The organism is uncultured Fibrella sp. (assembly GCF_964250085.1).
Taxonomy (GTDB): Bacteria; Bacteroidota; Bacteroidia; order Cytophagales; family Spirosomataceae; genus Fibrella.
Genome location: NZ_CAXUEC010000001.1, coordinates 129,072 through 154,170 on the forward strand (window position 1 = coordinate 129,072; position 25,099 = coordinate 154,170).

The window sequence follows — 25,099 nt, forward strand, 5'->3', positions numbered from 1 at the left end:
CTAGTTAAGGGAGAGATATGAATGATGAGCCTAATTGGGCGACGCATACAACGCTTTCACATCGGCGGCGGTGAGGGCGCGTTTGAAGATATAGACCTCGTCAATTTTTCCATCGGTGCCGTAAGCACTAAAGTTATCCTTGCCATCTGCCGCTCCGCTGGCTAATGAGCCAATGTATAAAGGGGAAAAGTGTCCTGTTTTTGGGTAGCTATAACAACCTTTTGTAGTTATTTCCTGCACCTGCGTTCCGTTGAAATAGAGTCGCGTAATGTCGCCTTCCTGAACCGATACTACATGCACCCATGTTTCCTGCGGGAAAATAAACATCGAAGTTTTTGTTTTCCAGTGGTACTTTTATGTCGCAATAACACGTAGAATTTCCGTCGTAAACAGGTTTCATAAAATCTTTGCCAACACCGGCAAAATAAGACGCCTCCAGTTTAAGTCTAAAGTGCATGTCTTCTGGAAAATCTCCGTACCTAGAATCGAATAACTTTCCCCATTTGGTCAGGATTGGAAAGATAGTGGCTCCTCTATTTAGGTAAACCCAGGCCGAAAGAGTGATATTATCCCGTAATTTATTCAGTAAGTGGGTCGTGTCAGCGTAGGTAACCGTAGCTGTTTTACTGGTCGTTATTTTAAACGCGCTTTTTTGAGCACCATTAAAGGCATAGGCTCTGTTGGCCCGTCCGTTTCGGTCGGTAGTCAGAACGGGGCTGTTTATGGGCACAGCATGAAACGCATTAGTTGTCGAATCTTTTGAATGGCCATTGAATGAATAATAGGCCACTAACCCGGTTTTGATATCGGAAGTTTCGTCAGCAGGTTCGCAGGGTGGGGCGAAACTTATTTCTTTCAGTTCTATAAGCGGTTTGCTATACAGCAGCAGCCTCGGCTCAATGATTGGCGTTACGCCATATAGACCAAGCTTTGCTTCCAGGTACGTATCCCAGGTAAGTGAAGGCTTGATTGTGAACTTATTACAGACAGAACCGTCTGACAATTTCCCGATACTGGAAAGGGTTGCTTTACCGCCGATAGCTACTTCTGTGGCCAGTGCAACGTAGGAGTTGGCCTTGTCTTTGTTGTAAGCAAAAGCGGGAAATCTCAGGAATAATCCGGCACCACCGGCCAGTTTGAATTTGCCATCAAACGTTATTTCGGTTCCATAACTTTCCGTGGCCGTTGTGAGGGGTGTAACCGTTCGCTGATTGGGCTGGGCCGAATTATACTTGTAGGTATAGCCAAAGTTTTCATAGCTGTAAAAGATCCTAAACCGTCCTTCGCCATCCAGTTCAAACAGCATATACACATCAATCGCCGGCCGTACAACAAGTGAGGCCAGTGGATTATTGGGCAGTGGAATGGTGAACAGCAGTATTTTCGTACCAATAACTTCCCGCTTAAATGAATTAAATGATTCTGCGACGATTTTTTTCGTCAGTTTATCCGCCACATATTCATACGAAATGGCGGGACTAAACGTGTATTTATGTTCGCCGGATATAGTAAACGCGTCACCGCCGGTATACTCGATATTTGAGGTGGCTTTGGTGTGTTCGAAGGTAAATGTAAAAAATAATTGATTATTACTTGTATCATAATTTTTGTCAACGTCATAGGCTACGTACTTTATATCGAATCGTTTTTCGGTGGCTTTAAATTTAACCCGCTTTGGGTTGGCCAGGTCCAGGAGTGTACCTCCCGCCCCTACGCGCCCACCTCGATTGACGGGGTCCATCGGGTCATAAAAAATGGGTGGATTCTGCAAGAAATCAGGTGCGAAGGTTTGGTCTTCTTTCAGCCTGGCAAATACTTCGCTGATGGTGGCCGGGCGGGTATCAAAAACTACATTGTTGCCCTGAACGGTCTTTTTTGTTACCACCAGCGCGTAGCCATCGGGGGCCTTATCCGTTGGGAGCGAATACAGGGTTTCGCCCACCGCAATGGTGTTCGATTCGGCCGAGGCCAGGTACGTTATGCTGGTGGCCCCCAGGTCAACAAGCTTGTCGTTCAGGTCTTTCCGAATCAGGATGGCCGTTGGCTTCAACTCGATGGTCGACGCGGGCGTTGTGGCCGTGTAGCCCCGAACGGATGAGGTTACCGAACTGACGGGTGGTGCTGGTGGTGTAGGGGTTGGGTCCGCCACTTTTTTGGCACATGAAAACAGGATCAGCACAAGGAGGCAGCTAGATAAACGCTTCATAAGGGTGTAGTTTTAACTTGATAATCATTGAATTAGCCCCTGCCGCATAGCTTGTTTCACCAATCCGGCCACACTTTTTACCCCTGCCTTTCGGAGCAGATTGCGGCGGTGCGTTTCCACCGTTGGCACCGACAGGCCCAGCACACCAGCAATTTCGGTGGTGGTTAGCTCGGTGGCAATTAGGGTCAGCACCTGCTGTTGACGGATGGTAAGGAGCATGGTGGTGTAGAAAAGAAGCAGAAAGCCAGTGACTATTGCCTGGTCAAAGGTGACGGCTTATTGCCTGTCTGCATTTCATGGTAAACCATGAAATTAGATCATGCTTTACCATGATTTTCTAAAAAGAATCTAGCTTGCGTGCCCTATCTCCATCCAACTCATGCGCTTGCTTTCCACGCTGATACTCATTCTGTTATTGACCACAACCGGGTTGGCGCATCCAACAGATTCGCTGATCAATCCGACTCTTCGGCGAATCAGGAAACTGGAACTACAACCCGCCAGCCGAAATCGGGATACAGCAATGGCTGTACTGCTTGATAGTTGCGCCCGATTCTGGATCGGGCGTGGGCGGCCAACAGAGGCACTGGAATCCTTACGCCGGTGCGAAGCTATTTCCGCTCAATACGAATGGCCCTATGGCGAGGCCCTACTGTTGTATCGAAGAGGGCATTACGAAGTGTTGCTGGGTAACAGCACCAAAGCCAAAGCCTATTTTCTGGAAGCCATACCCCGCCTGAAGCAAATCGGTCAGATACATGTCATGTTGCTGGCCTACGTGCAGATGGGAATAAGTGATATTGATCGCGACTGGTCAGATACGACCGGTATTCGCACCGTTATCCGGTATTTGCAGGAGGCAAGAGCAATTTCATTGAAACCCCCCAATCGGCTGTCTTATGCTTCGCTGACCTTCCGCCTGAGCCGGGCCTATATGCAACTCCAGAACTACCGGGAGGCCCTGCATTATCTGACTGAGTCGTGGCACGAAAGCCAGCGCAACGGCTATACAGATATGCCTTTTTTTAATTGTCTGCACTTTGCCGTTTGTTATACGCACCTCAACGACGAAGTACGACGCCAACCTGTTTGGGCAAAGTGCCAGACATTTCTACCTACCCTGAATGTGCGGGAATACTATGCTTATTATTGGTTCAGTGCGGATATGCATCGCTACCAGAAAAAGCATGAACTGGTTGTAGCCGACGGAAAGCAACTCGTGCGGTATGCTCAGGAAATTGGGTCGCCATCGAAGAAATTACAGGCACATCGCATTCTATTCGATGCCTATAAACAATTAAACCGTTCGGCTGTTGCGCTGGGGGAACTGGAACTGATCAATAGGCTGGAAGATAGTACCCGTCAGCAACGCTCAAACGTGATGTTGGCCGAGTTACAGCTTAAATACGATATGAAACAGAAGCAGGCAGAAGTAGACCGGCTAACGATTGATAACCAGCGTAGCCAGACTCGATTTCTGGGTGCTGGCCTTGTGGTGCTGGCTTTGTTGCTGTCTCTGATTGTTTATAATAACCGTCGCCTTCGCCAGAAAAATCGCCAAATCACCGCTGCTCACCTTCAAGGACAAACCCTCGAACGCCAACGGGTAGCGGCTGACCTGCACGATAACCTGGGCACGACCCTCACAGCCCTGCAATGGAGCCTGGATGCGACGGATAAATCGAAACTTACCGCCGCCGAACGGGCCGTGTATGCCACCATTCGCGAGCAGGTGGGGCAGGCTTACCGCGATGTCCGGTTATTGTCGCATAACCTGTTGCCCGCCGAACTGGCCAAACAGGGATTGGCCGTGGCGCTGGGCCAGTTGGTGGAAAAGATGAACCGCAACACGGCGGTTCGCTTTCGCCTAACCGGGGCCGAACGGCTTCCCCGCCTCGATGAGCAGACAGAGTTTGAACTGTATAGCATTTGTCTGGAATTGCTGAATAATACCATCAAACACGCTAAGGCCAAAGAAAGTAGCATTGACTTCCGGCTCACTACAGATACGTTGTTTATGACAGTCAGTGATACGGGGAAAGGTGTCGATAGTCAGTCTGTAAACGGGCGGGGTTTGGCCAACATAGCGGCGCGGGTGGCGTCGCTCTCAGGTACGTTGGTGACCAGTTCAGAGTCGGGCGGTGGGGTGCGAAACCAGATTACGGTGCCAATCAGGCTACCAGTCCGTGCTTCATCGCAAACTTAACCATGCCGACCACGCTTTTTACGCCCAGTTTCTGCATCAAATGGCGGCGGTGGGTTTCTACCGTCGGAACGCTGATATACAATTTCTCGGCAATCTGATGGGTAGGGTGTTCATTGGCAATCAGCCGCAACACATCTACTTCCCGCTTTGTCAGGGCCGACAGTAGCGTATGCTCGGTGCTTGTGTCGGTCTGTAGGTACGTTAGCTGGTCGATAATATCGGGGCTAAAATACCGTTGACCTCGCCTGAGCATGTTGATGGCTTTTTCGAGTTCTTCGCGGCCGGCCCGTTTCAGCACGTACCCGGCGCAGCCTACCCGCACGGCCTCGCGGATGGTGGCGGCCTCTTCGGCCATTGTCAGCAGCAACACCTTCAGGTGGGGGTGGCTTTGCCGGAGTTGCAACGTCAGGTCTGTGCCCGACAGATGAGGCATGTGCAGGTCGCAGACGAGCAGGTCAACGGCTAGTTTAGTAACCAGTTCGGGCACCCGGCGGCTGTCATTCATTACCCCAACCACTTCCACGCCAGAAATTGACGCAAACAGCAGTTGAAGACTGTCCAGGATCAGTTGGTGATCGTCGACAAGTAACAGGCGGGCGGGGCTATTCATGGCTATGGAACGTATCTGTGGTTGAACGGAATAGAGAGTTACATACTGGCTAAGTTACTACGAAGTAAGTTATGGCCAATAGCTGCTGCCAAGATGCTTTACACGTTTCTAAGTGCCCAACTGCCAGGCGAAACCGGCCGCACCCCGATTGATGGTCAGGCGCTGAATCTGGTCGGCTTTGCTGTACTTATCAGTAAGCAGGTGCAACAGTGAAGAACGATTTCAGGTACCGGTAGATGGGGTTTTGCTTATAAAGCAACGCATGATCGTTCGCTAATAAAAATGCCTCGATTTCGTTTAAATAAGGTAGTAAGGAATGACCCCGCCAAAACGTTATTATCTTGGGCGGGTTAATCTGTTTTGCTCCATTCGATTATGAAATTCTATATGCGGGTTCCGCTGCTGATTCTGAGTGTAGCCATTGGGCTGAGCAGTTGTAATTCGGCCATGCAGGCCTACAAGAAAGGTGTTCGCCACTTCGACGCTGGCGAATATAATCTGGCCCTTGGCCAGTTTACAAAAGCAGTCGGCAAGGTCGATGCCGGGCGGCTGAACTATTATACAGCCGAATCGTACCGCCTGTCCAATCGAATCGATCAGGCTGCGCCATTTTACCAGAAAGCCATTGAGGGTGGTTTGGGAGCCGCTGCTGTAACTACCCCCGACGCGCCAGCAGCTACACCAGCGCTGGCCGATGCCAATCTGGCCGACATTCGCCTCAACTACGCCTACGCGCTGAAGGCTGGTGGTGATTATGCGGGGGCACAAGCGCAACTGCAACAATACATCGACGCCCGCCCAAAGAGTAAGGTTGGGCTGGCTAAAGCACAACGCGAAATAGAAACGTTGCGGGCTATCAGCGCTATTACGGCCAAGCAGGCCGACTTTCGGGTGACTAACCTGGGTGGTATAAACTCGCCCGGTACGGAGTATGCCCCGGTGCTACGCGGTGACGAATTGATTTTCACGGCTTCGCGGAAAGACGTTACCTACAAAAACAATGGCCTGGCCATGACAGGCTTATACAAGGCAAAACTTGGTCAGAAACCCGACGAGACAGGCGCGGGTAGCGCAGGACCGCAATTGTTTAGTGGCAACGTATTTCAGGGCGATGTAAATGAAGGGACGCCCGCTTTTTCGAAAGACGGCAAGATGATGGTGTTTGCCCGGGGTAACAACGGAAAGCGCAAAGGTGGTGCCGACGTTGACCTGTACTTAAGTCGCCAGGACCAGAGCGGCAACTGGAATCAACCGTTCCGCCTCCCTATCTCCGATTCACTGGCGTGGGACGGGTCTCCTGCTTTCTCGGCTGATGGCAAAACGCTGTATTTTGCCTCAAACCGGGCAGGTAGCGTAGGCGGTATTGACCTGTACCGGGCCAACATGGATGCCTCGGGCCGGTTCAGCCGCCCTGTAAACATGGGTCGCGATATCAATACGCCCGGCGATGAGCTGTTTCCGTTTGTAGCGGCCGATGGCAAGCTGTATTTTTCATCCGATGGGCACCCTGGTTTGGGTAAGCTGGATGTATTCGTGGCAACTCGTTCGGGCGGGGTCATTCGCATCGAAAATATGGGGCAGCCTATCAACTCACCGGCCGACGATTTCGGCCTGACTTTCCCGGAGCCAACTAGAGGGTATATGGCCAGTAACCGCCCCGGTGGTAAAGGTGACGACGATATTTATCTGGTCGAAAATGGGTCTGTTCCGTCGGGCGACACAACGACGATTGCCCGTAACGATCCACCGAAAGCGGGTGCCCCCAAAGTGGTGCGCTATTTCCTGGCCGGAACCGTTAAGATCAACGCCGCTCCCAACGCGCCGCTCGATTCGGCCCGGGTACGTATCGTAGACGATAGCAACGATGCTACGGTAGCCGAAGCCACTACGGGTCAGCCAGGTACGTTTGGGAAGTTTCCAGTCGTGGAAGGGAAAACATACAGCGTGATTGCCGAACGTCGTGGTTACCTGACCCGCCGTGAACCGTTTACCATGCAGGGCCGTAGTATTCCCGAGATTTTCCTGACCAAGCCCGAAACGGATACCACCTTCAACGTAGCATTGTTGCTGGACAAAGTGGAGCTGAACAAGACTTTCGCCCTGGAGAACATTTATTACGACCTCAACAAGTACAATATTCGCCCGGATGCTGCCGAGGAACTGGATAAACTGGTCACGATTCTAAAAGACAACCCGACGATCAAGATCGAGCTTGGTTCACATACCGATGCCCGGTCGCCTGATGCGTATAACATGACGCTATCGCAGAACCGGGCCAAAGCGGCCGTAGATTATATCGTTTCAAAAGGCATTGAACCAGAACGGATTACGGCGAAAGGCTATGGTGAAACGCAGCTAGTCGTGAAAAATGCCCGGACTGAAGAAGAACACCAACGCAACCGCCGCACCGAATTCAAAGTGCTGGCTCTGTAACCAAACGTATATAGGTTTAAAAAGCCCTGCCAGTATCAGCAGGGCTTTTTAATGATCTTGATAACTAAATTTATAGTTATAAGCGTAAGTTTGTGGCCAAGCTGTCTGACATACTGTCTAAAAGGTGATGCGAATCCTCTTATTGCTCTTGCTAACTACACTCACGGCTCATGCCCAACTTTCGCTGCGTGGCCGTGTTGTGAATGCTGCTGATGGGCAACCGGTGCCTTTTTGTAGTGTATTTCTAGCCAACACAACTAAAGGCACTACTGCCGACGAAAACGGCAACTTTCTACTGCCTAATCTGCCCGCTGGCCGTTTCGACCTGATTGTTTCCAGCGTAGGGTTCGAGACGCTGGCCTCGCCGATCAATACGAATCAATCGGCTCCGTTGTTGATTCGGCTTGCTCCATCGGCCAATCAGTTGGCGGAAGTACAGGTACGTGCCAATCGTGATCCCGAATGGCTGGAGCATCTGGACGTATTTCTAAAGAATTTTATAGGGACCAGCAAGAATGCACAGGAGTGCCGGATTGTGAACCAGAATGCCCTTTGGTTCGACGATGATCGGGCCGCTCTACAGCTCAAAGGGGGAGCTCGTGAACCGCTGGTGATTGAAAATAAGGCGCTGGGTTACCGGATCAGGTACGTTCTGGAGCAGTTTATGTTCGATTATGGCCGCAAGTCGGTGTCGTACCTGGGTTATCCCGTTTACGAACCCATGAAGCCCCGCAGCCGACGGGAAACGATGCGGTGGGAAAAAGCCCGCAGAACGGCGTATCTGGGCTCATGCATGCACTTTATGCGAACGCTTTATGCCAGGAAAACGGCTGAAGAAGGGTTTGAGATACGCCGGGTGCTGGAGCGGGCCGATTCTACGAAAGTAGCGGGTCAATGGCGGGTCAAGCGGGCGCGTTACCTGGTGAAAGACGCGTTGCCTGCCACGTTTCTCCTGAATGACGACGCCTCGACTGATTCGACAACTGCATTGGCCTTCGAAAACCTGATTCAAATAACGTATACCCAGGAAAACGAATCGCCGGAGTTTGTGCGTTCGCTTTCGCCGTTTAGCGAAAAGCTTAGCCCTGGTGGTCCTCAAACGTCGCTTATTTACCTTACAGAGCCAACCGTGACGGTGGAGCGAAATGGGAATTTTTATAATCCGCTGGGCATTATCTTCGAGGGGTATTGGGGGTGGGAAAAGATGGCGGAATTATTACCGCTAACATACGAGCCCTAACCGCCAGGTACGTAACTTGTGAACACTTGGTGAACGGCGCGGGTTGTATCACCAATCAATTCTACAGGTCTTATGATGAATGATCGTTTACGTCAGGTACTGGTGGTCGTTGTTACGGTTACACTGATCGTAATGAATGGCCTCTCGAACGCGCGCGTGTTTGGCCCAAAGACGAACGGCGACGTGTCGAATAAATACAACACCCTGATCATACCTGCCGGTTATGCGTTTGCAATCTGGGGTGTTATTTTTCTGGGTCTGCTGGGATTCGCCATTTATCAGGCACTGCCTTCTCAGCAACATAATCCGCGTTTTCGAACAGCAGGTCCGTGGTACATCATCAATGCCCTGGGTAATGCGTTCTGGAGCCCAATTTTTAATCAGGAATGGATTGGCGGAGCCTTGGTTGTTATTCTGATCATGTTCGTCAGTCTGTTTATGGTGATGGAATCGCTGCGTATCAATCCGCGTACCGATATGGCGATGATGCGGCCCGTGAAAGCCGCCGAAACGTGGCTGGCCAGAGTGCCGTTTTCTATTTATTTTGGCTGGTTAACGGTGGCTACAATACTGAACATCACGCTCTGGTTCCGCGCCCACAGTTTCGATCTGTCAGGTATATCGGAGCCAGTCTGGGCCGTTGGCGTGCTGGTGTTGGGCCTGGTGGTTGGCGCGGTGCTCTACAATAGGTATCGGAGTGCAGCTTTCATTCTGGTGTTCACCTGGGCCTATGCCGCCATTGCGGTTAAGCAGGAAGCCACGCCTACTGTACAGATTTTCGCGGGTGCCGGTGCCATCATCGCCGTCCTGCTGGCCATCTACGGCCTTATCGCCCCCAAGCGCAGGCAGGTTTCATTTTGAGCTAAGAGTTAAAAGTGACGAATTAAGAGTTGCGTTGCCAGGCCTCAGATCGGTACTGTAAGTCAGCAACGTAACTCTTAATTCGTCACTTTTTACCCCTTAAGCATTCACCAGTTTCATCATTGCCTCTGGGTAGCGTTCACCGGCGACGGCACCTTTGGGGGATATACCTTCAATGGCGGCCAGATCGTCCGGGCTAAGTGACACATCGAGGGCACCGAGGTTTTCTTTCAGGTACGTCCGGCGTTTGGTGCCTGCGATAGGCAGAAATTCACTGCCCTGAGCTAGAATCCAGGCCAGCGCCAACTGCGAAGCTGTTACGCCTTTCTGAGCAGCTAGTGCTTCAATCTGCTTCACCACGTCGAGGTTCTTCTGGAAATTTTCGCCCTGAAAACGAGGCGAGAAGCGGCGGTAGTCATCGGCGGCAAGATCGTCGAAGTTTTTGATCTGCCCTGTCAGGAAACCGCGTCCGAGCGGGCTGTAGGCTACCAGCGTAATGCCCAGCTCACGTACCGTAGGCAGCACTTCATCTTCAATGTCGCGGCTCCAGAGCGAATATTCCGACTGCACGGCCGCGATAGGATGAACGGCATTGGCCCGCCGAATGGTATCGGCTCCGGCTTCTGACAAACCCAGAAAACGTATCTTCCCTTCATCAACCAGTCGGCTCATTTCGCCTACTGTCTCTTCGATGGGTGTAGCCGGATCTACCCGGTGTTGATAATACAGGTCGATATGATCCACGCCGAGGCGCTTCAAGCTGCCCTCACACGCCTGCCGTACGTAGTCGGGACGGCCATTGATACTCCGTTTCGTGGGGTCGTTCGGATCACGGACGATGCCGAATTTGGTGGCTAGAAATACATCATTGCGACGATTTCGGATAGCGTCGCCTACTAGTTCTTCGTTCGTGTAAGGGCCGTACATGTCGGCGGTATCCAGGAAATTCAAGCCTGCATCGAGCGCGGCATGGATGGTCGCGACCGATTCGTCATCGTTACGCTGGCCGTAGAAGTCGGTCATTCCCATGCAGCCAAGGCCAATTGCCGATACTATCTGCCCTGTATTTGCGAGTGTTGTGGTTTTCATATAATCAGTTTTGTTAATTAGCCGTTCGTAAGGGCATCCAGGCGAATTACACGGTTAGGTACAGAATAGTTTTTAGCATGACGAACAGATAGAAGCTACTTAGCTTATGGCCGTTAGCTGGAATGCCGTTACTTTTTTATCAGCTTTTCGAGTTTCTACCGTTTACTCCTAGGCAAGCTATTGCCGTAGCTGGAATAGCTTGCGCACCCAATCAATACCGTTGATTAATGTACGTACTTTATACTAAACTGATTGCTTTGCCCGTTCGTTTGGCTTTGCTAGCTCACATAGGCTGGCTATCCTTTGGGTTAGTGAGTGCTGTTCAAGCGCAGAATGCCCGAATAAATCAGTATCACCTGGAGGCGGGTAGTCTGCTGTCAACCGATCAGACACCGTTTTGGTTACGGGCTAATCAATACGGCATTGTTCCATTGAAAGGCCCGGTAGTTCGGTTGCAGGGCGGCATTCGGTCAGATTACAGGCTTGCCGATAGTAGCGGTCATCGGCCCAAAGTGGATTGGGGCTATGCCGTTGATGCTGTAGCCAACGTAGGTGTTACGAATCAGATTATTCTGCCCGAAGCGCACGTAAAAGGCCGTCTAGGCGCTTTTGAGCTCTATGTTGGTCGTAAACGGGAGATTGTCGGGCTTGTCGATACGCTGCTGACATCGGGTGCTTATGCCTGGTCGGGTAATACGCTGCCACTCCCGAAAATTCAGATCGGCCTTTATCAATACACGCCTATCCCGTTCACGAAGGGTATTCTCTCTGTTCTGGGTGCTTATTCACATGGTTGGTTCGAAAACGGAGATCGCCTGGTAAAGGGCTCTTACCTGCACCAGAAATACCTGTACGGACGAATCGGTAAACCGACCTGGCCCTTCCGGCTATATGGCGGTTTCAACCATGAAGTGATCTGGGGTGGACAGGCGGCTCCCGGTGTGTTGAGTGATCTGATCGCCGTAAATGGAAAACTGCCATCGTCTATCCAGTATTACCTGCCAATGGTGCTGGGCTTGCGCGGGCAGGGAGACCGTAACGATCCAAACGTAACCTCGCTTGAAGACAACCGGATTGGGAATCACCTTGGCTCAGTTGACCTGGGAGCAGATGTTAATCTGCGCAACTGGAATCTGTACGTGTACCGGCAGTTCCTCTACGACGATGGCTCCTTGTTTTACGGAACGAATTTGGCTGATGGTCTGAACGGTTTACGAATAAAGAATCGTCGCCAGTCGGCTGGTGAGCCATTTTTTTTACAGCAGATTACCCTCGAATACCTGTTTACGGAGAGCCAGGGTGGAGACGACTTTGTGATCGATGACCCTGAACTGCGTGGACGGGATAACTACTTTAACCACAGTCAGTTCATCGACGGGTGGACTTACTTTGGCCGCACAATTGGTACGCCCTTTCTGACGCCAACGGCCGAAGCACGCCCGACGTTACCGAGTAGTATAGGCATTGTGAACAATCGGGTGAGCATGGTGCATTTAGGGGGTAGTGCTCTTCTATCGGGGAAGATCCAAGTTATAACCCGCTTGTCGTTCTCACGCAACCTGGGTACGTATCCTTATCCTTATCCAGATGCACCGACGCAATTTTCGGGTTTACTGACGGCTGCCGTGCCTGTACGCGCCTTTGGGGGAACGATGCTGAGCAGTTCACTGGGCCTGGATCTAGGCGGTTTGTTGCCCAACAGCGTAGGTGTATATGTTGGCCTGCGCAAGACGGGGCTGCTCAGTCGTGGTAATAATCAGACGCTCACACCACGTTGAGGTACGTATCTTTGGGGCATGTCTACAGGATTTGTCCCCGCTTCTGTCTATCTTCTTCTTGGTGCCAATCTGGGTGACAAACAGCAGATGTTTACTGACGCTCGCAGGTACATTGCCGGGCAGATCGGGCCAGTTACCGCGCAATCGAGGCTCTACGAATCGGAAGCGTGGGGCGTGGCCGACCAGCCAACGTACCTGAACCAGGTGCTGGTGGTGGCAACGTACCTGGAACCCGCCGAGGTTTTAAGCCGAACGCAGGCTATTGAAGAAAGACTAGGCCGGGTTCGGGTCGAAAAGTGGGGCTCCAGAGTGATTGATATTGATATGTTATTTTACGATGCGCAGATTATCTGTACGCCCACGCTAACGGTGCCGCATCCACTCTTACACGAACGTCGGTTTACGCTGGTGCCTTTAGCCGAAATTGCCCCTGATTTTGTGCATCCGGTACTGAAACAACCTGTTCAGGCGTTGCTTGAAAGCTGCGCTGATAAGAGTGAGGTAATTAAATTCTCCTAACTATCCGGCTTAACTGCGTTGAAGTCACTAATTTTGTGGTCATTCAGTTGCCAAATTTTCAATAAACAGATACCAGTATGGCTATTGCCGTAGAAAGTCCCGCCAGTATGCTGGCCGACCGGATTAATGCGCTTGAAGAATCGTCGACGCTGGCCATGACCAAAATGGCGCGCGAACTGGCCGCCAAAGGCCACAAAGTGATTAGCCTGAGTGTGGGTGAGCCCGATTTCAAAACACCCGCTCACATCTGTGAAGCGGCTAAAAAAGCCATCGACGACGGTTTTCACGGCTACAGCCCGGTAGCTGGTTACCCCGATCTGCGGAAAGCCATTGCCGATAAGTTCAACCGGGACAATAACCTGCCCTGGAAACCAGAAAACATCGTGGTGTCGACGGGAGCCAAACACTCCTTGGCCAACGTGTTGCAGGTTTTGGTAAATCCCGGCGACGAGGTAGTTATTTTCTCGCCCTACTGGGTTAGCTATTCCGAAATGGTGAAGCTGGCTGAAGGTGTATCGGTTGTGCTCGACGGTGCTTTTGATAACGACTTCAAAGTAACACCCGAACAGTTTGAAGCTGCCATAACCGAGCGCACGAAAGTGGTGATGTACGCATCGCCAAATAACCCAACGGGTTCGGTGTATTCAGAAGCCGAACTGCGGGCCATTGCCGAGGTGGTAGCCCGGCACGAGAACGTGTATGTGCTGGCCGACGAAATCTACGAATACATCAACTTCACGCCCGAAGGGCATTTTAGCATCGGCTCGATTCCTGAGATAGCAGATCGTGTTATTACCGTCAATGGCGTGGCAAAGGGCTACGCGATGACGGGCTGGCGCATTGGCTATATTGGTGCCGCCAAATGGATTGCCGAAGGTGTTGAGAAACTACAGGGACAGGTAACGTCGGGCACCAACTCGATTGCCCAGAAAGCAACCGTAGCGGCCCTGAATGGTTCGCTCGACGCCAGCCGCGAAATGGCAAAGGCCTACCACCGGCGCCGCGACCTGGTGGTCGGTTTGCTGAAAGAAATTCCCGGCTTCAAAGTAAACACACCGGAGGGCGCGTTCTATGCTTTCCCCGATGTAAGCGCCTATTACGGTAAGTCAGACGGAACGACGGCGATCAACAACTCCGACGATTTCTCGAATTGGCTCCTGAATACCTGCTATGTAGCTACTGTGGCCGGCTCAGGTTTTGGCGCACCCAACTGCATCCGAATCTCTACCGCCGCCGCCGACGAAGCCCTCGTCGAAGCTGTACAGCGCATCCGTGATGCCGTAGCGACGCTGAAATAACTGGCCACTAAATAGTGTATAATGCACGATGGGCTGACGCAAGAGTATGTTTGCGTCAGCCCATCGTGCATTATACACTATTTAGTGGCCAGTGAGTCAAACCAGTTCGCGTATTTCCAGCAGGTCGGCGGGGAGTTTGATACGAGCCAGTAATCGTTCTTCGAGCAGATTGGCCCACTCGTGCAGGTACGTTACCACGTCGTCGCGGCGATTATGTTTCAGGAAGCGTTGCTCGATAGGGAACCGGTGCAGTACGTCGCGGTCGTCCAGCTTTTCGAGGTGTTTCAGGTCTTCCAGCGAAAGCCCCGCCTGTAGCATCTGGTTAATGATGATATCGAACGGGAGCTGGCTTGTGTCACAATAATCGGCCACCTGTTCGTTCCAGTCGCCATAGCGTTGCATCGCATACTGGTGAATCTGGTCTTTGGTCATTCGGGTCAGTTCCTGCGCCAGATTGCCACAGTTGCAACTGCCCATGTGGCCCCATTGGTAGGGTGCGCCTTCAGCTACGTTACGAGCCGTACGCCGCAGAGCGTCGATCAGTTCGGGGGTTGGTCGTGCCATAATTAAGTTTGACTAGGTTTATTGGGAAAGCCGATTAACTCGTCAGAATGAACCATCGAAACTACACGTTTTACCAACGATCCAATGTAGATCAGATAAAAAATAACGTGCAACGGCAGCTCGCATTGACAACGACCCGTTCAGCCGATTTGTTCGCCGACTACAAAGTACCGATACTACCTTTGATGTCTTCTTCTAACTATCCGTTTGTGATTGGGTCCGCGCTGATAAAGAGCCGATACAGGCTGCTTGCTTTCTTCTTTTCTCTGATTTCGGGTCAACTGGCTGGGCAATCAATCTTGTCTTCGCCGCTCGCGAAGGTGTACTCGGTGGCTCAACTGCGGAGTGATTTTCAACTCATGCGCCGGGCGATGGAAGAGGCACATCCCGGCTTGTATCGGTATCATCCCCGCGATAGCGTATCTCGCTGGTTCGATGCCACTGAAGCCCGCCTGAGCCACCCAATGACCGAGCTCCAGTTCCGGCGGGTTGTTGAGCCTACCATCGACCGAATCGGCTGTGGGCATACCGACCTGTATGGCTCAAAAGCGTATGTGAAATACCGCAAGACGCACCCTCTCCGGCCGTTTCCTGTCGACGTGTTTGTGCTGGACGATAAACTGTATGTGCGCGAAAATCGCAGCACTGACACCACCGTACGGCGGGGTGCCGAATTAATGGCCATCAACGGTCGGCCCGCAGGTACGTTGCTAAAACAGTTCTACAAGTACATTTCCTCCGACGGTTATAACCAGACCTTTAAACCTTATGTGTTGAACACGGGCCTTTTTAGTTCGTACTACATGCTGGCTATTGGCCTCGACTCAACCGCTCAACAGTTGACTTTGCGCGATTCGACCGGCGCGGTGCGCACGTTGACGTTTCGGACCCGCCCCGACAAAATCAAGGCGGGCGCTGATTCAGTGGAAAAACGAGTGATTCCCGCTTCAAAGCCGCGTAAGCCAAAACCACGCAAACCCGATCCTAAAGAAGACGCCGCCGTACGAACGCTGACGTTCTCAGAGCGTGATTCATCCGTAGCGGTGTTGAAAGTGGGGTCGTTTACCGGCGGCGGGCAGCGGTCTTTCTTCCGCCGGAGCTTCAGGGCAATTGCCAAACGAAAAACCGTTACCAATCTGGTTGTCGATGTACGGGGCAATCTGGGGGGTAACTCAGGTACGTCGGCGAAACTGGTTTCTTACCTAGTCGACAAACCTTTTCAGGCCTACACTCAGGTGGATGCGAACGTCCGGCAGGTATCGTTTAACCGCCATCTGGGCTGGAAATTCTGGCGCTTCTGGATTCGTAACTTCTTTACCCACCGAACGCCCGAGGGAACCTTCCGGCGAGCCGGTGTAACGAAGCTTATTAACCCAACCGGCAACAATGGGTTCCGGGGAAAGGTATTCGTGCTGACGAACGGAGGCACTTTTTCAGCGGCGTCTATATTTACATCCCTGGTAAAGCACAACGCCGCCAACCGGGTCACGGTGGTTGGCCGCGAAACGGGTGGCGGCGAGTATGGCTGTAACGCCTTTACGTCTCCATATATGACCCTGCCCGAAACAGGCGTTCAACTTCGCCTGCCGCTCTACAAGATCGTGCTGGCTATTCCCGGTACCGACAAAGGCCACGGCGTTATGCCCGACGTACCTGTGCCCTACACCGCGTCGGCCATCCTGTCAGCGCAGGATTTAGACATCGAGAAGGTGTACGAATTGCTCAATAACTGAACCGTTATTAAGTGGTCATTTGTCATTGAACGGATGAATGATCATTTAACGACAGATCAATTATGCGTTTGATAACTGACCGGCTACGTTCTGGAGGGCCGCACCAAGGGCTTCGAGGCGAGTGGCCATATCGCCCTCCGGCCCAACTTTTACGCCCATCTCGTGCGTATGCGTTGCCAGCTCGAGCAGAATCTGCTGCATTTCGCCGGGGTTGGGCGTACCGCTCTCCAGTTGGGTTTTTAGCTGTTGAAGCAAGTCAACAACCTCTTTCGTATTCTCCGATGGGCTAAGCGTACTGATCCAGTGGTCAATAACTCCCTTTCCGCTTTGTGGCGTTAAGTCGGTTACACCAGTAGTCAGCGTAGACATGGTCGTGTCGAGCAAATCGGTAGCTTCTTCGTGATTATCCATGTTAGGGTAAACTAAAAGTGCCCCACTACCGGTATGGTAGTGGGGCACTTGCGTGTAAATTATACAGTCGTTGAGAGCTGACCCGCAAAATTGCGGAGTGATGTGCTCAACGTATTCAGCCGCGAGGGCAAATCGCCACCTGCCGACGTACCCAGCGCATCCGTCTGGTCGGCCAGATTCAGCAGTAGATCGTGTAACTTCTGATTGCTGGGCGAGCCACTCTGCAACTCAGCCTGTAACTCCTGCAATGGCTGGATCATCTTGCTGGCGTTATGATCACTTTTAAGCGACGAAAACCAGTCGGTAATTAGAGATAATCCTTCCTGAGGAGAGGCCGCCTGCCCCTGATCAAAAGCCTCGATTGTAGCGTCAATTAATGTCGACGCCGATGAACCGCTTGATTGTGAATGTTGATTTGCCATGATTTGAAACGTGTAAACTGTAAACTAACTTTATTTTGACCCGTAGCCTGAATTGTAAGGGCCGCCGTCTTGCTGGGCAGCGCCGCTGGCGCCAAGCGAGTCATCATCGCTGTTGGCCGACGAAGCACCAACGCTCGGTGCTACCGTAGCCGGGGCACTTCCATCGCCAGAACGGTTACCGGCCAGCCGTTGGCTAAAGCCTTTCAACGCATCCGACAGTTCGATCAGCGACATTTGTTCGCCGCCGTCAACGGAGCGGGCTACGTTTCTGGTCTGTTCGGTCAACTCGTCGAGAAGGCTTTGGATTTGCCCAACGTTTGACGTATTGCTCTGCAATTGCATGCGTAACTCGCTGAGTGTATGTGCAATCGGGTTCGTCGACTCGTCGCCTGAATGAAGTGCGCTAATCCAGTTCTCGATCAGCGAAATGCCATCTGTGGGCGAAACTGTTTCGGCGCCGCCGCTGAATGTGTTTACGGTCTCGTTGACGAGTGCCGTTGCAAATTGTGATGATTCTGCCATGGGAATAGGAGAAGGTAGGGGACGTGCTAAGTCTGAACTCGGTACGTCCCCCAACTGTCATTTAGATACTTGTTGGTTAAGCGATTCCAGTGTTGAAACGAGCCGTTGCAACTCCGTTTGTTGCGCACTCGCTTCCGGCGACTCCATAACGCTCTGGGTAATGTCGATAAGGTCTTCCAGATAAGCCTGAACAACAGATGGTTCTGGTGAACCGCCGTTCTGCTTGCTTTCCTCCAGTTCAGCTTTCAGGTCTTCGAGAACATCGGCGATTTCGTCGGTCTCATCATTGCCATTCTGATCGAGCAATTCAAGCCACTGATCAATGAGCGACAGTCCATCTGTGGGCGTTGTCGTCTGAATACCGCTGTCGAAAGCAGAGATCGTCTGTTCGATCAGCGCGGTTGTTTGGGGGTCTTGTGATGTAAGGGCCATTTTGTGGGTATTTTGTTCACCTGCCAGCAGGATGAACGATTACTTATTTAAGTTCTTTAGCAAAGTCTTTGAGCGATTCACCCAGGTCTTTCAGCGATAGCTGGTATCCGTCGTCTGCTTTCTTAGCAACCTTGGCCGTCTCATCGCCTAACTTTTTCATTAATTGAGCGATCTTCTTTTTGTCGATTTCTTTCTCGCTCAACTGGTCGTGAAGTGTCTGCAACTCATCAGCAATACCACTGGCCGATTCGTCTTTCTTCACAAATGCAATCCATTCTTTTAGTAGCGATACGCCATCTTTAGGTTTTGTGCTATCGACACCATTGTCAAGCGTTTCGATAGTCGATGTAAGTAGCGTTTCGGCTTTTTTGGTCGCCATCTGTCAACTGGTATTGAGTGATCAAAAGAGTCCCTATTGCTACTGGACGTAGCGTGGGGATAAAACTCGACTAAATCGGTATTGTTTGTAGAAAAAACGTCACCTGAGTTAATGGTCAGTTGGGCTGACTAGGAATGACCCACTTCGTCGGTGCTGGCGATCAAACCCTGTAATGAATCTGCTAATCGGCGCAGGGCCGCAGGGTTGGTGGTCGTTTCCTGCTGGGCAAAAGCCTGGGTGTACTCGGCCAGTTCCATCAGCAGCACACGGATCTGAGCTGGGTCGCCGTGGTTCAGCAACGTTTTCTGAAGGCTGCTGAGCGCCTCCCGTACATTGGCGAGTCCGTCGTAGTGGGCTAATTCATTCAGCCAGTCATCGACCAGCGCCGGGCCTGATTCGGTCGTGTGTTCGCCGTTGGTAAGGGCCTGAACGGTGGTTTCGAGCAGCGTATCGGTTGATTGAGGTGTGTTCATGCTGTTGCGTTTTTTTAACAGGTATACGGATTTTGATGGATACCATCGTCACGTACTATATGGTTAAACTGTTTTGGTAGCATAATGGCTGTTTATCTTTACCCAATGAATCCTCAACTCGAACGCCTGTATCAACTCGCTCAGAAATCCGAACGCCGTATCATCGGTCTAATGTCAGGTACGTCTCTCGATGGGTTAGACGTTGCCCTCTGCCGGGTATCGGGAAGCGGCCCACAGACGCGTGTTGTTATCGAGCAGTTTACGACAGTAGTATATGAGGAAGCTTTTAAAGCCAGTATCCGGGCTGTTTTTGCGCAGAAACAAGTTGATTTTGAGTTACTAACGCTGCTAAATGAGCATATTGGTCGCCAACACGGTCGATGGGTAGCCGACTGCCTGCGCAGTTGGAACGTACCTGCTAACTCGGTGGATTTGGTCGCCAGTCATGGACAAACAGTGTACCACGCTCCCCGGAAGCAACACCAGCGATCGGGTTACCCCAATGCTACCCTGCAAATCGGCGACGGCGATCATATTGCGGCCGAAACGGGCATCATTACCCTCAGTGACTTTCGCCAGCGCCATATTGCCCACGGCGGAGAAGGCGCTCCACTGGCTGTCTACGGCGACTATTTTGTCTTTTCGCAGTTGGGCGAAAACCGTATCCTGCTCAACATGGGCGGCATTGCCAACTTCACGTATCTGCCTGGCTCACTCGATGCCAGCGTTGTGTTCACGACCGATACTGGTCCCGGCAACACGTTGCTGGACGCTTACGCGCGGCTGTTTACCGGCAAACCGTATGACGACGGTGGCCAGCTTGCGGCTAAAGGACAGGTTAATGGCCAACTGCTTACTGCCCTGCTCGATCATCCGTTTTTTGCCCAGCCATTTCCAAAAACGACGGGACCGGAAGTGTTCAACATAGGGTACGTTCGTGATGCTCAGCAGCGTAGCCAAACCGATGATCTGTCGGCCGAAGACCTGATGGCTACCCTCACGCGGTTTAGTGCTGAAAGCATTGCTCATGCCATTGACCAGACCCTTACCAGGCCCGTCAGCGCAAATCAGGCTGAGCCTGGAGTAGCCAGTCCTGTGCGTGTGTACATGAGTGGCGGGGGCGCCCACAATCCCGTGTTGACCAAAACAATAGAAGGGTTGCTTCCGGGTTGTACCTTTGCCAGAACCGATGAGCTGGGCATTGCCGGCGACGCCAAAGAAGCGGTCTTGTTTGCCGTTCTGGCCAACGAAGCCGTAGCAGGTTCAGGTACGTCCTTCGGTGAGCGGCAAGGCGTGCCCAGTGTCTCGATGGGGAAAATCAGCTTTACTAAATAGAGTTTACCGGTTACTGTTTACCGGTAAACGCAAAAATATGATTGACGTAACTGTAATTGGCGGGGGGATCGTTGGCCTGGCTACGGCTCTGCAAATCAAGCAGCAACGACCGGCGTTGTCGGTGATCGTGCTGGAAAAAGAAAACCAGGTAGCGGCGCATCAGACCGGACATAACTCGGGCGTTATTCACTCGGGGCTATACTACAAACCGGGGAGCCTGAAAGCCACCAACTGCATTGAGGGCTACCGAATGCTGCTCGATTTCTGTGATCGGGAAGGTGTGCCGTACGACCTCTGCGGTAAAATCGTAGTCGCTACCAAACAGGAAGAAGTTGGCCAGTTGAACACCCTTTTTCAGCGTGGTCAGCAGAACGGGTTGGGCGGGCTGCGTCGTATTTCGCTGGCCGAGATGCGCGAGATCGAGCCGCATGTGAAAGGTGTGGAAGGCATCTTCGTCCCGCAAACGGGCATCATCGACTATACGCAGGTTTGCGAAGCCTATGCCCGCAAATTCCGGGAGCTGGGCGGTGAACTGCACCTCGGCGAACGGGTTGAACAGCTTACCCCAGGTACGTCCCTAAGCGTGGTGGTAACCAACAAGAGCCGTTACGAAACGAAACTGGTTGTGAACTGCGCCGGTCTGTATTCAGACAAAATTGCCCAACTGACGCAACGGGAGCCGATTGCCCTGCAAATTGTACCGTTTCGGGGCGAGTATTTCAAGATCAAACCGGAGAAGCAGTACCTCGTCAAAAACCTGATTTATCCCGTGCCCGACCCAAATTTTCCATTTCTGGGCGTACACTTTACCCGCATGATTCATGGTGGCGTAGAAGCGGGTCCGAACGCCGTGCTGGCGTTTCAGCGCGAAGGCTATAAGAAGTCGGACGTGAATTTGCGGGAATTCTGGGAAACGCTGGCCTGGCCGGGCTTCCAGAAAGTAGCGGCCAAATATTGGCAGATGGGTCTGGGCGAAATGTACCGTTCCTTCTCGAAGTCAGCGTTCACCAAAGCTTTACAGGAGCTAATCCCGGACATCCAGGAAGACGACCTGATCGAAGGCGGCGCGGGGGTACGTGCTCAGGCCTGCGACCGCACCGGCGGCCTTCTCGACGATTTCTCGATCATCGAGACCGACCGCGCCGTCAACGTGTGTAATGCACCTTCGCCCGCTGCCACCTCTTCATTATCAATTGGAAAGACGGTATCGGAGAAGGTTCTGGCGCGGTTTTAACAAATCGTTGCTATGTAGGGGCGGGCCTTCGTGCCCGCCCGCTTTCGGGCGCAATAGCGACCGCATGGAAGAGCGAGAGCAGGCGCGTTAAATAGATAGGGCTATTCCTTCATAGAGTACGCATTCGGTAAGGGGGAGCGTATTATTGGCGGTCGCCATCGCGCCCGAAAGCGGGCGGGCACGATGGCCCGCCCCTACATAGCAACGATTTGTAAACAATCCTACCGCTCCAGTTTAAAGCCGGGGTCTACTGTTGGGCGGGTAGGAGCGTTGGCGACTTGCCACGCGGTGACGTACATCCAGCGGGTCATGTTGGCCAGTTTGGCGTAGTCGATGCGGGCGGGTTCATCGCGGGGTGTGTGGTAATCGGGGTGCAGAAGCGAAGTGAAGCAGATCGCAGGTACGTTGGCGCGGGCGTAGGGTAGGTGATCCGAGCGGAAATACCAGCCTTCGGGGTGGTCGGGGCGGTCCCAGAGTGTATCGAGTTTAAACTTCGCCGTAACCTGATTCGCGCTCATCGCCTGATTCACCAACTCGAGGGAGTTCCGGTGTGGTACCTGCGAACCAAGCAACGCCGCGCTGTCGGGTGAGTTTCGGCCCATCATCTCGCCGTTCAGCACCGCCGCGATGGCTGATTTAGGCACAGTTGGGTGCTCCACGAAATAGCGTGATCCTAGCAATCCCCGCTCTTCAGCCCCGTGGAAAACGATTAGCAACGACCGTTTACCGGGTTTCTGTGCAAAGGCGCGCCCGATGGCCAGCGCCGCCGCACAACCGGTCGCGTTGTCGTCGGCTCCGTTATAGATCGAGTCCCCTGCTACCGCCCGCCGAATGCCGTCGTGATCCTGGTGCGTACTGATAAGCACGTATTCTTCTTTCAGTTTGGGGTCCGTTCCCGGCAATTTTGCCACGATGTTCACCGACGGATAGCTGAAGCTTTCTACGTTTACCACGTTGGTAAACTGCTGGTTCGGTTGCTGCACCAGAGCCAGCTTACTGGCCGGTAGCCAAAGTAACGGCGCCTGTGCAAACACGCGGGTATTTGGTCCGCCGGGTAGATCGTAGCGGCCCATTTCCATGGCGCTGCTCCACCAGTTGTAAATCGCGTCGGCCCGGGTATCGGAGACAAAAATGGTCGCTACCGCACCGGCTTTCACAAACTCGGCGGCCCGCCTGTTCATCGTTGTCTGCATAAACCGGCGAAAGCTTAGGTCGCCCGGCGGAGTGCCCGAAAAGAGAATCGCCACGGCTTTGCCCTTCACGTCTACTTTCGCCATCTCGTCGGGCGTACCGGTGCCAACATACACCAGCGGTGCATCAACTGAGGCAATGGCGGGGGCCAGCGCAATCACGTCCGGGCCATAGGTCAGGGCTTTGCCGCCAATAACAAACCGGCTGGTTTCGCTCACGCGGGTACGTTGGATGTGGAAGAACTGAAAATACGTACCGTCATCGCCAGCAGGTTGCAGCCCCATAGCGCGAAACTGTTCGGCAATCCAGGCCGAGGCTTTCAATTCGTTGAGCGAACCAGCCACGCGACCCTGAAAATGGTCATCGGCGAGTTTGTACACATCGCGTTTCAGATCGGCCTCTTTAATAGACGCCCGGTTGTCGGCGGCTTGCTTTTGGGCAAAGGCGGCGGTCGACAAAAGAATCATCAGCAGGGCCGTCTGGCCGATGAAGCGAGTTAAGTTGATCACAGAGAGTAGTCGGTTAGATGATGAGCTAAAGTACTACGGATTTGAGCGTAATACTGGTCTTTAAGGCCATAATTACGCTGTATTGCCCTAAAAGCGCATCAGACCGGACCGGTAGGTGATCACACAGAAGTAAGCAATGCAGACCTGCTAATCTCTGCTTAGGAGCCCGTTCAGCAGAGCAGTGGCTGAAAGTGGCGGTACTACTACAAGGCTTGTTTCAGCCCTTTGAAATCGCTGACCGAGAATTTAAACGCCAGTGTCAGCGCACCATAAACGGCACCACCAATAACTATTTCCGCGATGGTGTTGACGATGCCTTCGTAGCCGAAGATCGATTTGTACACGGCGATGGACCCGACCATGAGCAGACAGAAGAGAATCGGGCGGACAATATTGCGCAGGAATATGCCCATAAAGTCGCCGATCAGGTACTGAACAAGCACAAAATTGGCCAGCAGATTGAACAGCGTCGCCGACAAAAAGGCGGTTGCGGCTCCCATAACGCCGTAGGTACGTCCCAGCCAGTATACGAGCGGAATCTTGACGATGAGTGTAACCAGGTTGAGGTAAAACAGCAGGTTGGGTTTCCCCTTCGTAAAGGCCAGGGTAAACAGCGGATGGCTCAGGCACATCATCATCCCGACAAACACAAACACCTGAATCAGGCCAACAGTACCGCCCCAGCCGGGCCCGTAGAAGAGAGGGACTACACTGTCGGCGGTGATGTACAAACCGGCCAGCAACGGGAAGTTACAGTAGCTCAGTACGTCGAGGATTTTCAGATAAGACCGCTTCAACTCGTCGTTGTTATTCTGCATTTTAGCCAGCACCGGGTAAGCTACCTGCAAAATAATGGGGTTGAGTTTAGTGATCGGGAAGATGGCCAGTTGGTACGCCAGCGTGTACAGGCCAAGCATTTCGTTGCCCAGAATGAAGCCGATAAACAGGTTGTCGTAATTGGATTGAACGTACCCAAGAATGCCGTCGCCGAGGTTGAAGAGGCCAAAACGAAGGTGCTCACCCACTTCACCGAAGGCAAATCGGAAGACCGGCCTGAAGAGCGAACTCCCAAATACAACCTGCAATGTGGTTTTGATGGTTTGCGTAACAAGCTGCCCAATCACCAGCGACAGTTCATGATAACCGTTGAACGCCATGGTCAGGGTGGTGGCTGTGCCAATGAACGTACCTACAATCTCCATGATGGCGATGGTTCGGAATTGCAGCTCCTTTTCCATCAGGAACAGGTAAATCTGCCCGAAGTAGACAATCAGAAAGTAGCAGGAAGACAGGTGCAGCACCCGGTCCAGGCGGGGCTCGTGTTTGAAACCGACAATGGCCGGTGTGGCCAATTGAATGATCCCGAAAATGAGGATGCCAAGCGTAATATTCAGCACATACAGTGTCGATAGAACAGAGCGGTCGCTTTCCTGTTTATAAATGATCGAATTGGAAAATCCGAGGTTGGTAAACAGTTGAAAGAAGGTGAGGATAAGGTTGCTGAGTGCTACCAACCCAAAGTCGCTGGGGGTGAGCAGGCGCGCGAGAACAACCATCTGACCAAATTGAAAGACAGTTGAGATCACCGTAGCAATGGTGATCCACTTTCCCCCATTCATGGCCGCACTTTTTGTGTTCATCAGTTACTAATTAT

24 protein-coding genes are annotated in these 25,099 nt (G+C 52.4%); 10 read left to right on the forward strand and 14 right to left on the reverse strand.

Annotated elements, in window-relative coordinates:
• Window positions 1–30: 30 nt before the first annotated feature.
• From ACFE8Q_RS00485 to ACFE8Q_RS00495, 3 genes are read right to left on the reverse strand one after another with little or no spacing between them, the layout of a single operon-like run.
• A complete protein-coding gene (locus tag ACFE8Q_RS00485; protein WP_375443387.1) occupies window positions 31–327 on the reverse strand; it encodes a LamG domain-containing protein in 297 nt (98 codons plus the stop codon).
• Complete coding sequence (locus ACFE8Q_RS00490) at window positions 209–2,206, reverse strand: hypothetical protein (protein WP_375443388.1); 1,998 nt, start codon at window positions 2,204–2,206, stop codon at window positions 209–211. The genes ACFE8Q_RS00485 and ACFE8Q_RS00490 overlap by 119 nt, the downstream gene beginning before the upstream one ends.
• Window positions 2,207–2,230: 24 nt before the next feature.
• Window positions 2,231–2,425 (reverse strand): response regulator transcription factor, encoded by a 195-nt coding sequence (locus ACFE8Q_RS00495; RefSeq protein WP_375443389.1) that lies wholly within the window; start codon window positions 2,423–2,425, stop codon window positions 2,231–2,233.
• A gap of 160 nt (window positions 2,426–2,585) precedes the next feature.
• Between ACFE8Q_RS00495 and ACFE8Q_RS00500 the strand changes: the two genes are divergently transcribed.
• Entirely contained in the window at window positions 2,586–4,412 is a 1,827-nt protein-coding gene (locus tag ACFE8Q_RS00500; RefSeq protein ID WP_375443390.1) for a sensor histidine kinase, read from the forward strand.
• Here ACFE8Q_RS00500 and ACFE8Q_RS00505 read toward each other — a convergent pair.
• Entirely contained in the window at window positions 4,378–5,022 is a 645-nt protein-coding gene (locus ACFE8Q_RS00505) for a response regulator (RefSeq protein WP_375443391.1), read from the reverse strand. The two genes, ACFE8Q_RS00500 and ACFE8Q_RS00505, sit on opposite strands and share 35 nt — an antisense overlap.
• A 375-nt stretch (window positions 5,023–5,397) precedes the next feature.
• Here ACFE8Q_RS00505 and ACFE8Q_RS00510 point away from each other — a divergent pair, with 375 nt between their 5' ends.
• The 3 genes from ACFE8Q_RS00510 to ACFE8Q_RS00520 all read left to right on the forward strand — a co-directional run bounded on the left by ACFE8Q_RS00510 (window position 5,398) and on the right by ACFE8Q_RS00520 (window position 9,556).
• Window positions 5,398–7,455: an OmpA family protein gene (locus ACFE8Q_RS00510; protein ID WP_375443392.1), complete on the forward strand. Its 2,058-nt coding sequence runs from the start codon at window positions 5,398–5,400 to the stop codon at window positions 7,453–7,455.
• Window positions 7,456–7,603: 148 nt separating this feature from the next.
• Window positions 7,604–8,695, forward strand: a complete 1,092-nt coding sequence (locus ACFE8Q_RS00515) for a carboxypeptidase-like regulatory domain-containing protein (RefSeq protein WP_375443393.1) — start codon at window positions 7,604–7,606, stop codon at window positions 8,693–8,695.
• Window positions 8,696–8,767: 72 nt separating this feature from the next.
• Window positions 8,768–9,556, forward strand: coding sequence for a TspO/MBR family protein (locus ACFE8Q_RS00520; protein WP_375443394.1), 789 nt, complete (start codon window positions 8,768–8,770; stop codon window positions 9,554–9,556).
• A 99-nt stretch (window positions 9,557–9,655) separates the two neighbouring features.
• Here the strand turns inward: ACFE8Q_RS00520 and ACFE8Q_RS00525 are convergent, their stop codons facing one another.
• Window positions 9,656–10,645, reverse strand: a complete 990-nt coding sequence (locus ACFE8Q_RS00525; RefSeq protein WP_375443395.1) for an aldo/keto reductase — start codon at window positions 10,643–10,645, stop codon at window positions 9,656–9,658.
• Between the two features lie 227 nt (window positions 10,646–10,872).
• Here ACFE8Q_RS00525 and ACFE8Q_RS00530 point away from each other — a divergent pair, with 227 nt between their 5' ends.
• From ACFE8Q_RS00530 to ACFE8Q_RS00540, 3 genes are all read left to right on the forward strand, one after another.
• Complete coding sequence (locus ACFE8Q_RS00530; RefSeq protein WP_375443396.1) at window positions 10,873–12,423, forward strand: capsule assembly Wzi family protein; 1,551 nt, start codon at window positions 10,873–10,875, stop codon at window positions 12,421–12,423.
• 18 nt (window positions 12,424–12,441) lie between these two features.
• Window positions 12,442–12,942: a 2-amino-4-hydroxy-6-hydroxymethyldihydropteridine diphosphokinase gene (gene folK, locus ACFE8Q_RS00535; protein WP_375443397.1), complete on the forward strand. Its 501-nt coding sequence runs from the start codon at window positions 12,442–12,444 to the stop codon at window positions 12,940–12,942.
• Between the two features lie 77 nt (window positions 12,943–13,019).
• Window positions 13,020–14,240 carry a pyridoxal phosphate-dependent aminotransferase gene (locus ACFE8Q_RS00540; RefSeq protein ID WP_375443398.1) on the forward strand — a complete coding sequence of 407 codons (1,221 nt, stop codon included), beginning with the start codon at window positions 13,020–13,022 and terminating at the stop codon, window positions 14,238–14,240.
• Between the two features lie 96 nt (window positions 14,241–14,336).
• On the opposite strand, the gene ACFE8Q_RS00545 is transcribed toward ACFE8Q_RS00540, so the two are convergent.
• Entirely contained in the window at window positions 14,337–14,804 is a 468-nt protein-coding gene (locus ACFE8Q_RS00545) for a hypothetical protein (RefSeq protein ID WP_375443399.1), read from the reverse strand.
• A gap of 185 nt (window positions 14,805–14,989) precedes the next feature.
• Here ACFE8Q_RS00545 and ACFE8Q_RS00550 point away from each other — a divergent pair, with 185 nt between their 5' ends.
• The gene (locus tag ACFE8Q_RS00550) at window positions 14,990–16,537 is read left to right on the forward strand and encodes a S41 family peptidase (RefSeq protein WP_375443400.1); all 1,548 of its coding nucleotides are present in this window, start codon (window positions 14,990–14,992) and stop codon (window positions 16,535–16,537) included.
• 60 nt (window positions 16,538–16,597) lie between these two features.
• On the opposite strand, the gene ACFE8Q_RS00555 is transcribed toward ACFE8Q_RS00550, so the two are convergent.
• From ACFE8Q_RS00555 to ACFE8Q_RS00580, 6 genes are all read right to left on the reverse strand, one after another.
• Window positions 16,598–16,948 (reverse strand): hypothetical protein, encoded by a 351-nt coding sequence (locus ACFE8Q_RS00555; RefSeq protein ID WP_375443401.1) that lies wholly within the window; start codon window positions 16,946–16,948, stop codon window positions 16,598–16,600.
• Window positions 16,949–17,007: 59 nt separating this feature from the next.
• Window positions 17,008–17,370, reverse strand: a complete 363-nt coding sequence (locus ACFE8Q_RS00560; protein ID WP_375443402.1) for a hypothetical protein — start codon at window positions 17,368–17,370, stop codon at window positions 17,008–17,010.
• Window positions 17,371–17,400: 30 nt separating this feature from the next.
• The gene (locus ACFE8Q_RS00565) at window positions 17,401–17,892 is read right to left on the reverse strand and encodes a hypothetical protein (RefSeq protein WP_375443403.1); all 492 of its coding nucleotides are present in this window, start codon (window positions 17,890–17,892) and stop codon (window positions 17,401–17,403) included.
• Window positions 17,893–17,949: 57 nt separating this feature from the next.
• Entirely contained in the window at window positions 17,950–18,324 is a 375-nt protein-coding gene (locus tag ACFE8Q_RS00570) for a hypothetical protein (RefSeq protein ID WP_375443404.1), read from the reverse strand.
• A gap of 43 nt (window positions 18,325–18,367) precedes the next feature.
• Window positions 18,368–18,703, reverse strand: a complete 336-nt coding sequence (locus ACFE8Q_RS00575; protein ID WP_375443405.1) for a hypothetical protein — start codon at window positions 18,701–18,703, stop codon at window positions 18,368–18,370.
• Between the two features lie 128 nt (window positions 18,704–18,831).
• Window positions 18,832–19,176 carry a hypothetical protein gene (locus ACFE8Q_RS00580; protein ID WP_375443406.1) on the reverse strand — a complete coding sequence of 115 codons (345 nt, stop codon included), beginning with the start codon at window positions 19,174–19,176 and terminating at the stop codon, window positions 18,832–18,834.
• A gap of 105 nt (window positions 19,177–19,281) precedes the next feature.
• Here ACFE8Q_RS00580 and ACFE8Q_RS00585 point away from each other — a divergent pair, with 105 nt between their 5' ends.
• Complete coding sequence (locus ACFE8Q_RS00585; protein WP_375443407.1) at window positions 19,282–20,511, forward strand: anhydro-N-acetylmuramic acid kinase; 1,230 nt, start codon at window positions 19,282–19,284, stop codon at window positions 20,509–20,511.
• Window positions 20,512–20,548: 37 nt separating this feature from the next.
• Window positions 20,549–21,745 (forward strand): L-2-hydroxyglutarate oxidase, encoded by a 1,197-nt coding sequence (gene lhgO, locus ACFE8Q_RS00590; RefSeq protein WP_375443408.1) that lies wholly within the window; start codon window positions 20,549–20,551, stop codon window positions 21,743–21,745.
• 221 nt (window positions 21,746–21,966) lie between these two features.
• Here lhgO and ACFE8Q_RS00595 read toward each other — a convergent pair whose 3' ends face one another.
• Window positions 21,967–23,403 (reverse strand): M28 family peptidase, encoded by a 1,437-nt coding sequence (locus ACFE8Q_RS00595; protein ID WP_375444345.1) that lies wholly within the window; start codon window positions 23,401–23,403, stop codon window positions 21,967–21,969.
• 245 nt (window positions 23,404–23,648) lie between these two features.
• Window positions 23,649–25,085, reverse strand: a complete 1,437-nt coding sequence (locus ACFE8Q_RS00600; RefSeq protein WP_375443409.1) for an MOP flippase family protein — start codon at window positions 25,083–25,085, stop codon at window positions 23,649–23,651.
• Window positions 25,086–25,099: the final 14 nt, after the last annotated feature.

What these genes read in the sequence shown, in the direction of transcription:
- ACFE8Q_RS00485 (WP_375443387.1), bottom strand. Translation starts at nt 327, where the DNA reads ATGTTTATTTTCCCGCAGGAAACATGGGTGCATGTAGTATCGGTTCAG.
- ACFE8Q_RS00490 (WP_375443388.1), bottom strand. Translation starts at nt 2,206, where the DNA reads ATGAAGCGTTTATCTAGCTGCCTCCTTGTGCTGATCCTGTTTTCATGT.
- ACFE8Q_RS00495 (WP_375443389.1), bottom strand. Translation starts at nt 2,425, where the DNA reads ATGCTCCTTACCATCCGTCAACAGCAGGTGCTGACCCTAATTGCCACC.
- ACFE8Q_RS00500 (WP_375443390.1), top strand. Translation starts at nt 2,586, where the DNA reads ATGCGCTTGCTTTCCACGCTGATACTCATTCTGTTATTGACCACAACC.
- ACFE8Q_RS00505 (WP_375443391.1), bottom strand. Translation starts at nt 5,022, where the DNA reads ATGAATAGCCCCGCCCGCCTGTTACTTGTCGACGATCACCAACTGATC.
- ACFE8Q_RS00510 (WP_375443392.1), top strand. Translation starts at nt 5,398, where the DNA reads ATGAAATTCTATATGCGGGTTCCGCTGCTGATTCTGAGTGTAGCCATT.
- ACFE8Q_RS00520 (WP_375443394.1), top strand. Translation starts at nt 8,768, where the DNA reads ATGATGAATGATCGTTTACGTCAGGTACTGGTGGTCGTTGTTACGGTT.
- ACFE8Q_RS00525 (WP_375443395.1), bottom strand. Translation starts at nt 10,645, where the DNA reads ATGAAAACCACAACACTCGCAAATACAGGGCAGATAGTATCGGCAATT.
- ACFE8Q_RS00530 (WP_375443396.1), top strand. Translation starts at nt 10,873, where the DNA reads ATGTACGTACTTTATACTAAACTGATTGCTTTGCCCGTTCGTTTGGCT.
- folK (WP_375443397.1), top strand. Translation starts at nt 12,442, where the DNA reads ATGTCTACAGGATTTGTCCCCGCTTCTGTCTATCTTCTTCTTGGTGCC.
- ACFE8Q_RS00540 (WP_375443398.1), top strand. Translation starts at nt 13,020, where the DNA reads ATGGCTATTGCCGTAGAAAGTCCCGCCAGTATGCTGGCCGACCGGATT.
- ACFE8Q_RS00545 (WP_375443399.1), bottom strand. Translation starts at nt 14,804, where the DNA reads ATGGCACGACCAACCCCCGAACTGATCGACGCTCTGCGGCGTACGGCT.
- ACFE8Q_RS00550 (WP_375443400.1), top strand. Translation starts at nt 14,990, where the DNA reads ATGTCTTCTTCTAACTATCCGTTTGTGATTGGGTCCGCGCTGATAAAG.
- ACFE8Q_RS00555 (WP_375443401.1), bottom strand. Translation starts at nt 16,948, where the DNA reads ATGGATAATCACGAAGAAGCTACCGATTTGCTCGACACGACCATGTCT.
- ACFE8Q_RS00560 (WP_375443402.1), bottom strand. Translation starts at nt 17,370, where the DNA reads ATGGCAAATCAACATTCACAATCAAGCGGTTCATCGGCGTCGACATTA.
- ACFE8Q_RS00565 (WP_375443403.1), bottom strand. Translation starts at nt 17,892, where the DNA reads ATGGCAGAATCATCACAATTTGCAACGGCACTCGTCAACGAGACCGTA.
- ACFE8Q_RS00570 (WP_375443404.1), bottom strand. Translation starts at nt 18,324, where the DNA reads ATGGCCCTTACATCACAAGACCCCCAAACAACCGCGCTGATCGAACAG.
- ACFE8Q_RS00575 (WP_375443405.1), bottom strand. Translation starts at nt 18,703, where the DNA reads ATGGCGACCAAAAAAGCCGAAACGCTACTTACATCGACTATCGAAACG.
- ACFE8Q_RS00580 (WP_375443406.1), bottom strand. Translation starts at nt 19,176, where the DNA reads ATGAACACACCTCAATCAACCGATACGCTGCTCGAAACCACCGTTCAG.
- ACFE8Q_RS00585 (WP_375443407.1), top strand. Translation starts at nt 19,282, where the DNA reads ATGAATCCTCAACTCGAACGCCTGTATCAACTCGCTCAGAAATCCGAA.
- lhgO (WP_375443408.1), top strand. Translation starts at nt 20,549, where the DNA reads ATGATTGACGTAACTGTAATTGGCGGGGGGATCGTTGGCCTGGCTACG.
- ACFE8Q_RS00595 (WP_375444345.1), bottom strand. Translation starts at nt 23,403, where the DNA reads ATGATTCTTTTGTCGACCGCCGCCTTTGCCCAAAAGCAAGCCGCCGAC.
- ACFE8Q_RS00600 (WP_375443409.1), bottom strand. Translation starts at nt 25,085, where the DNA reads ATGAACACAAAAAGTGCGGCCATGAATGGGGGAAAGTGGATCACCATT.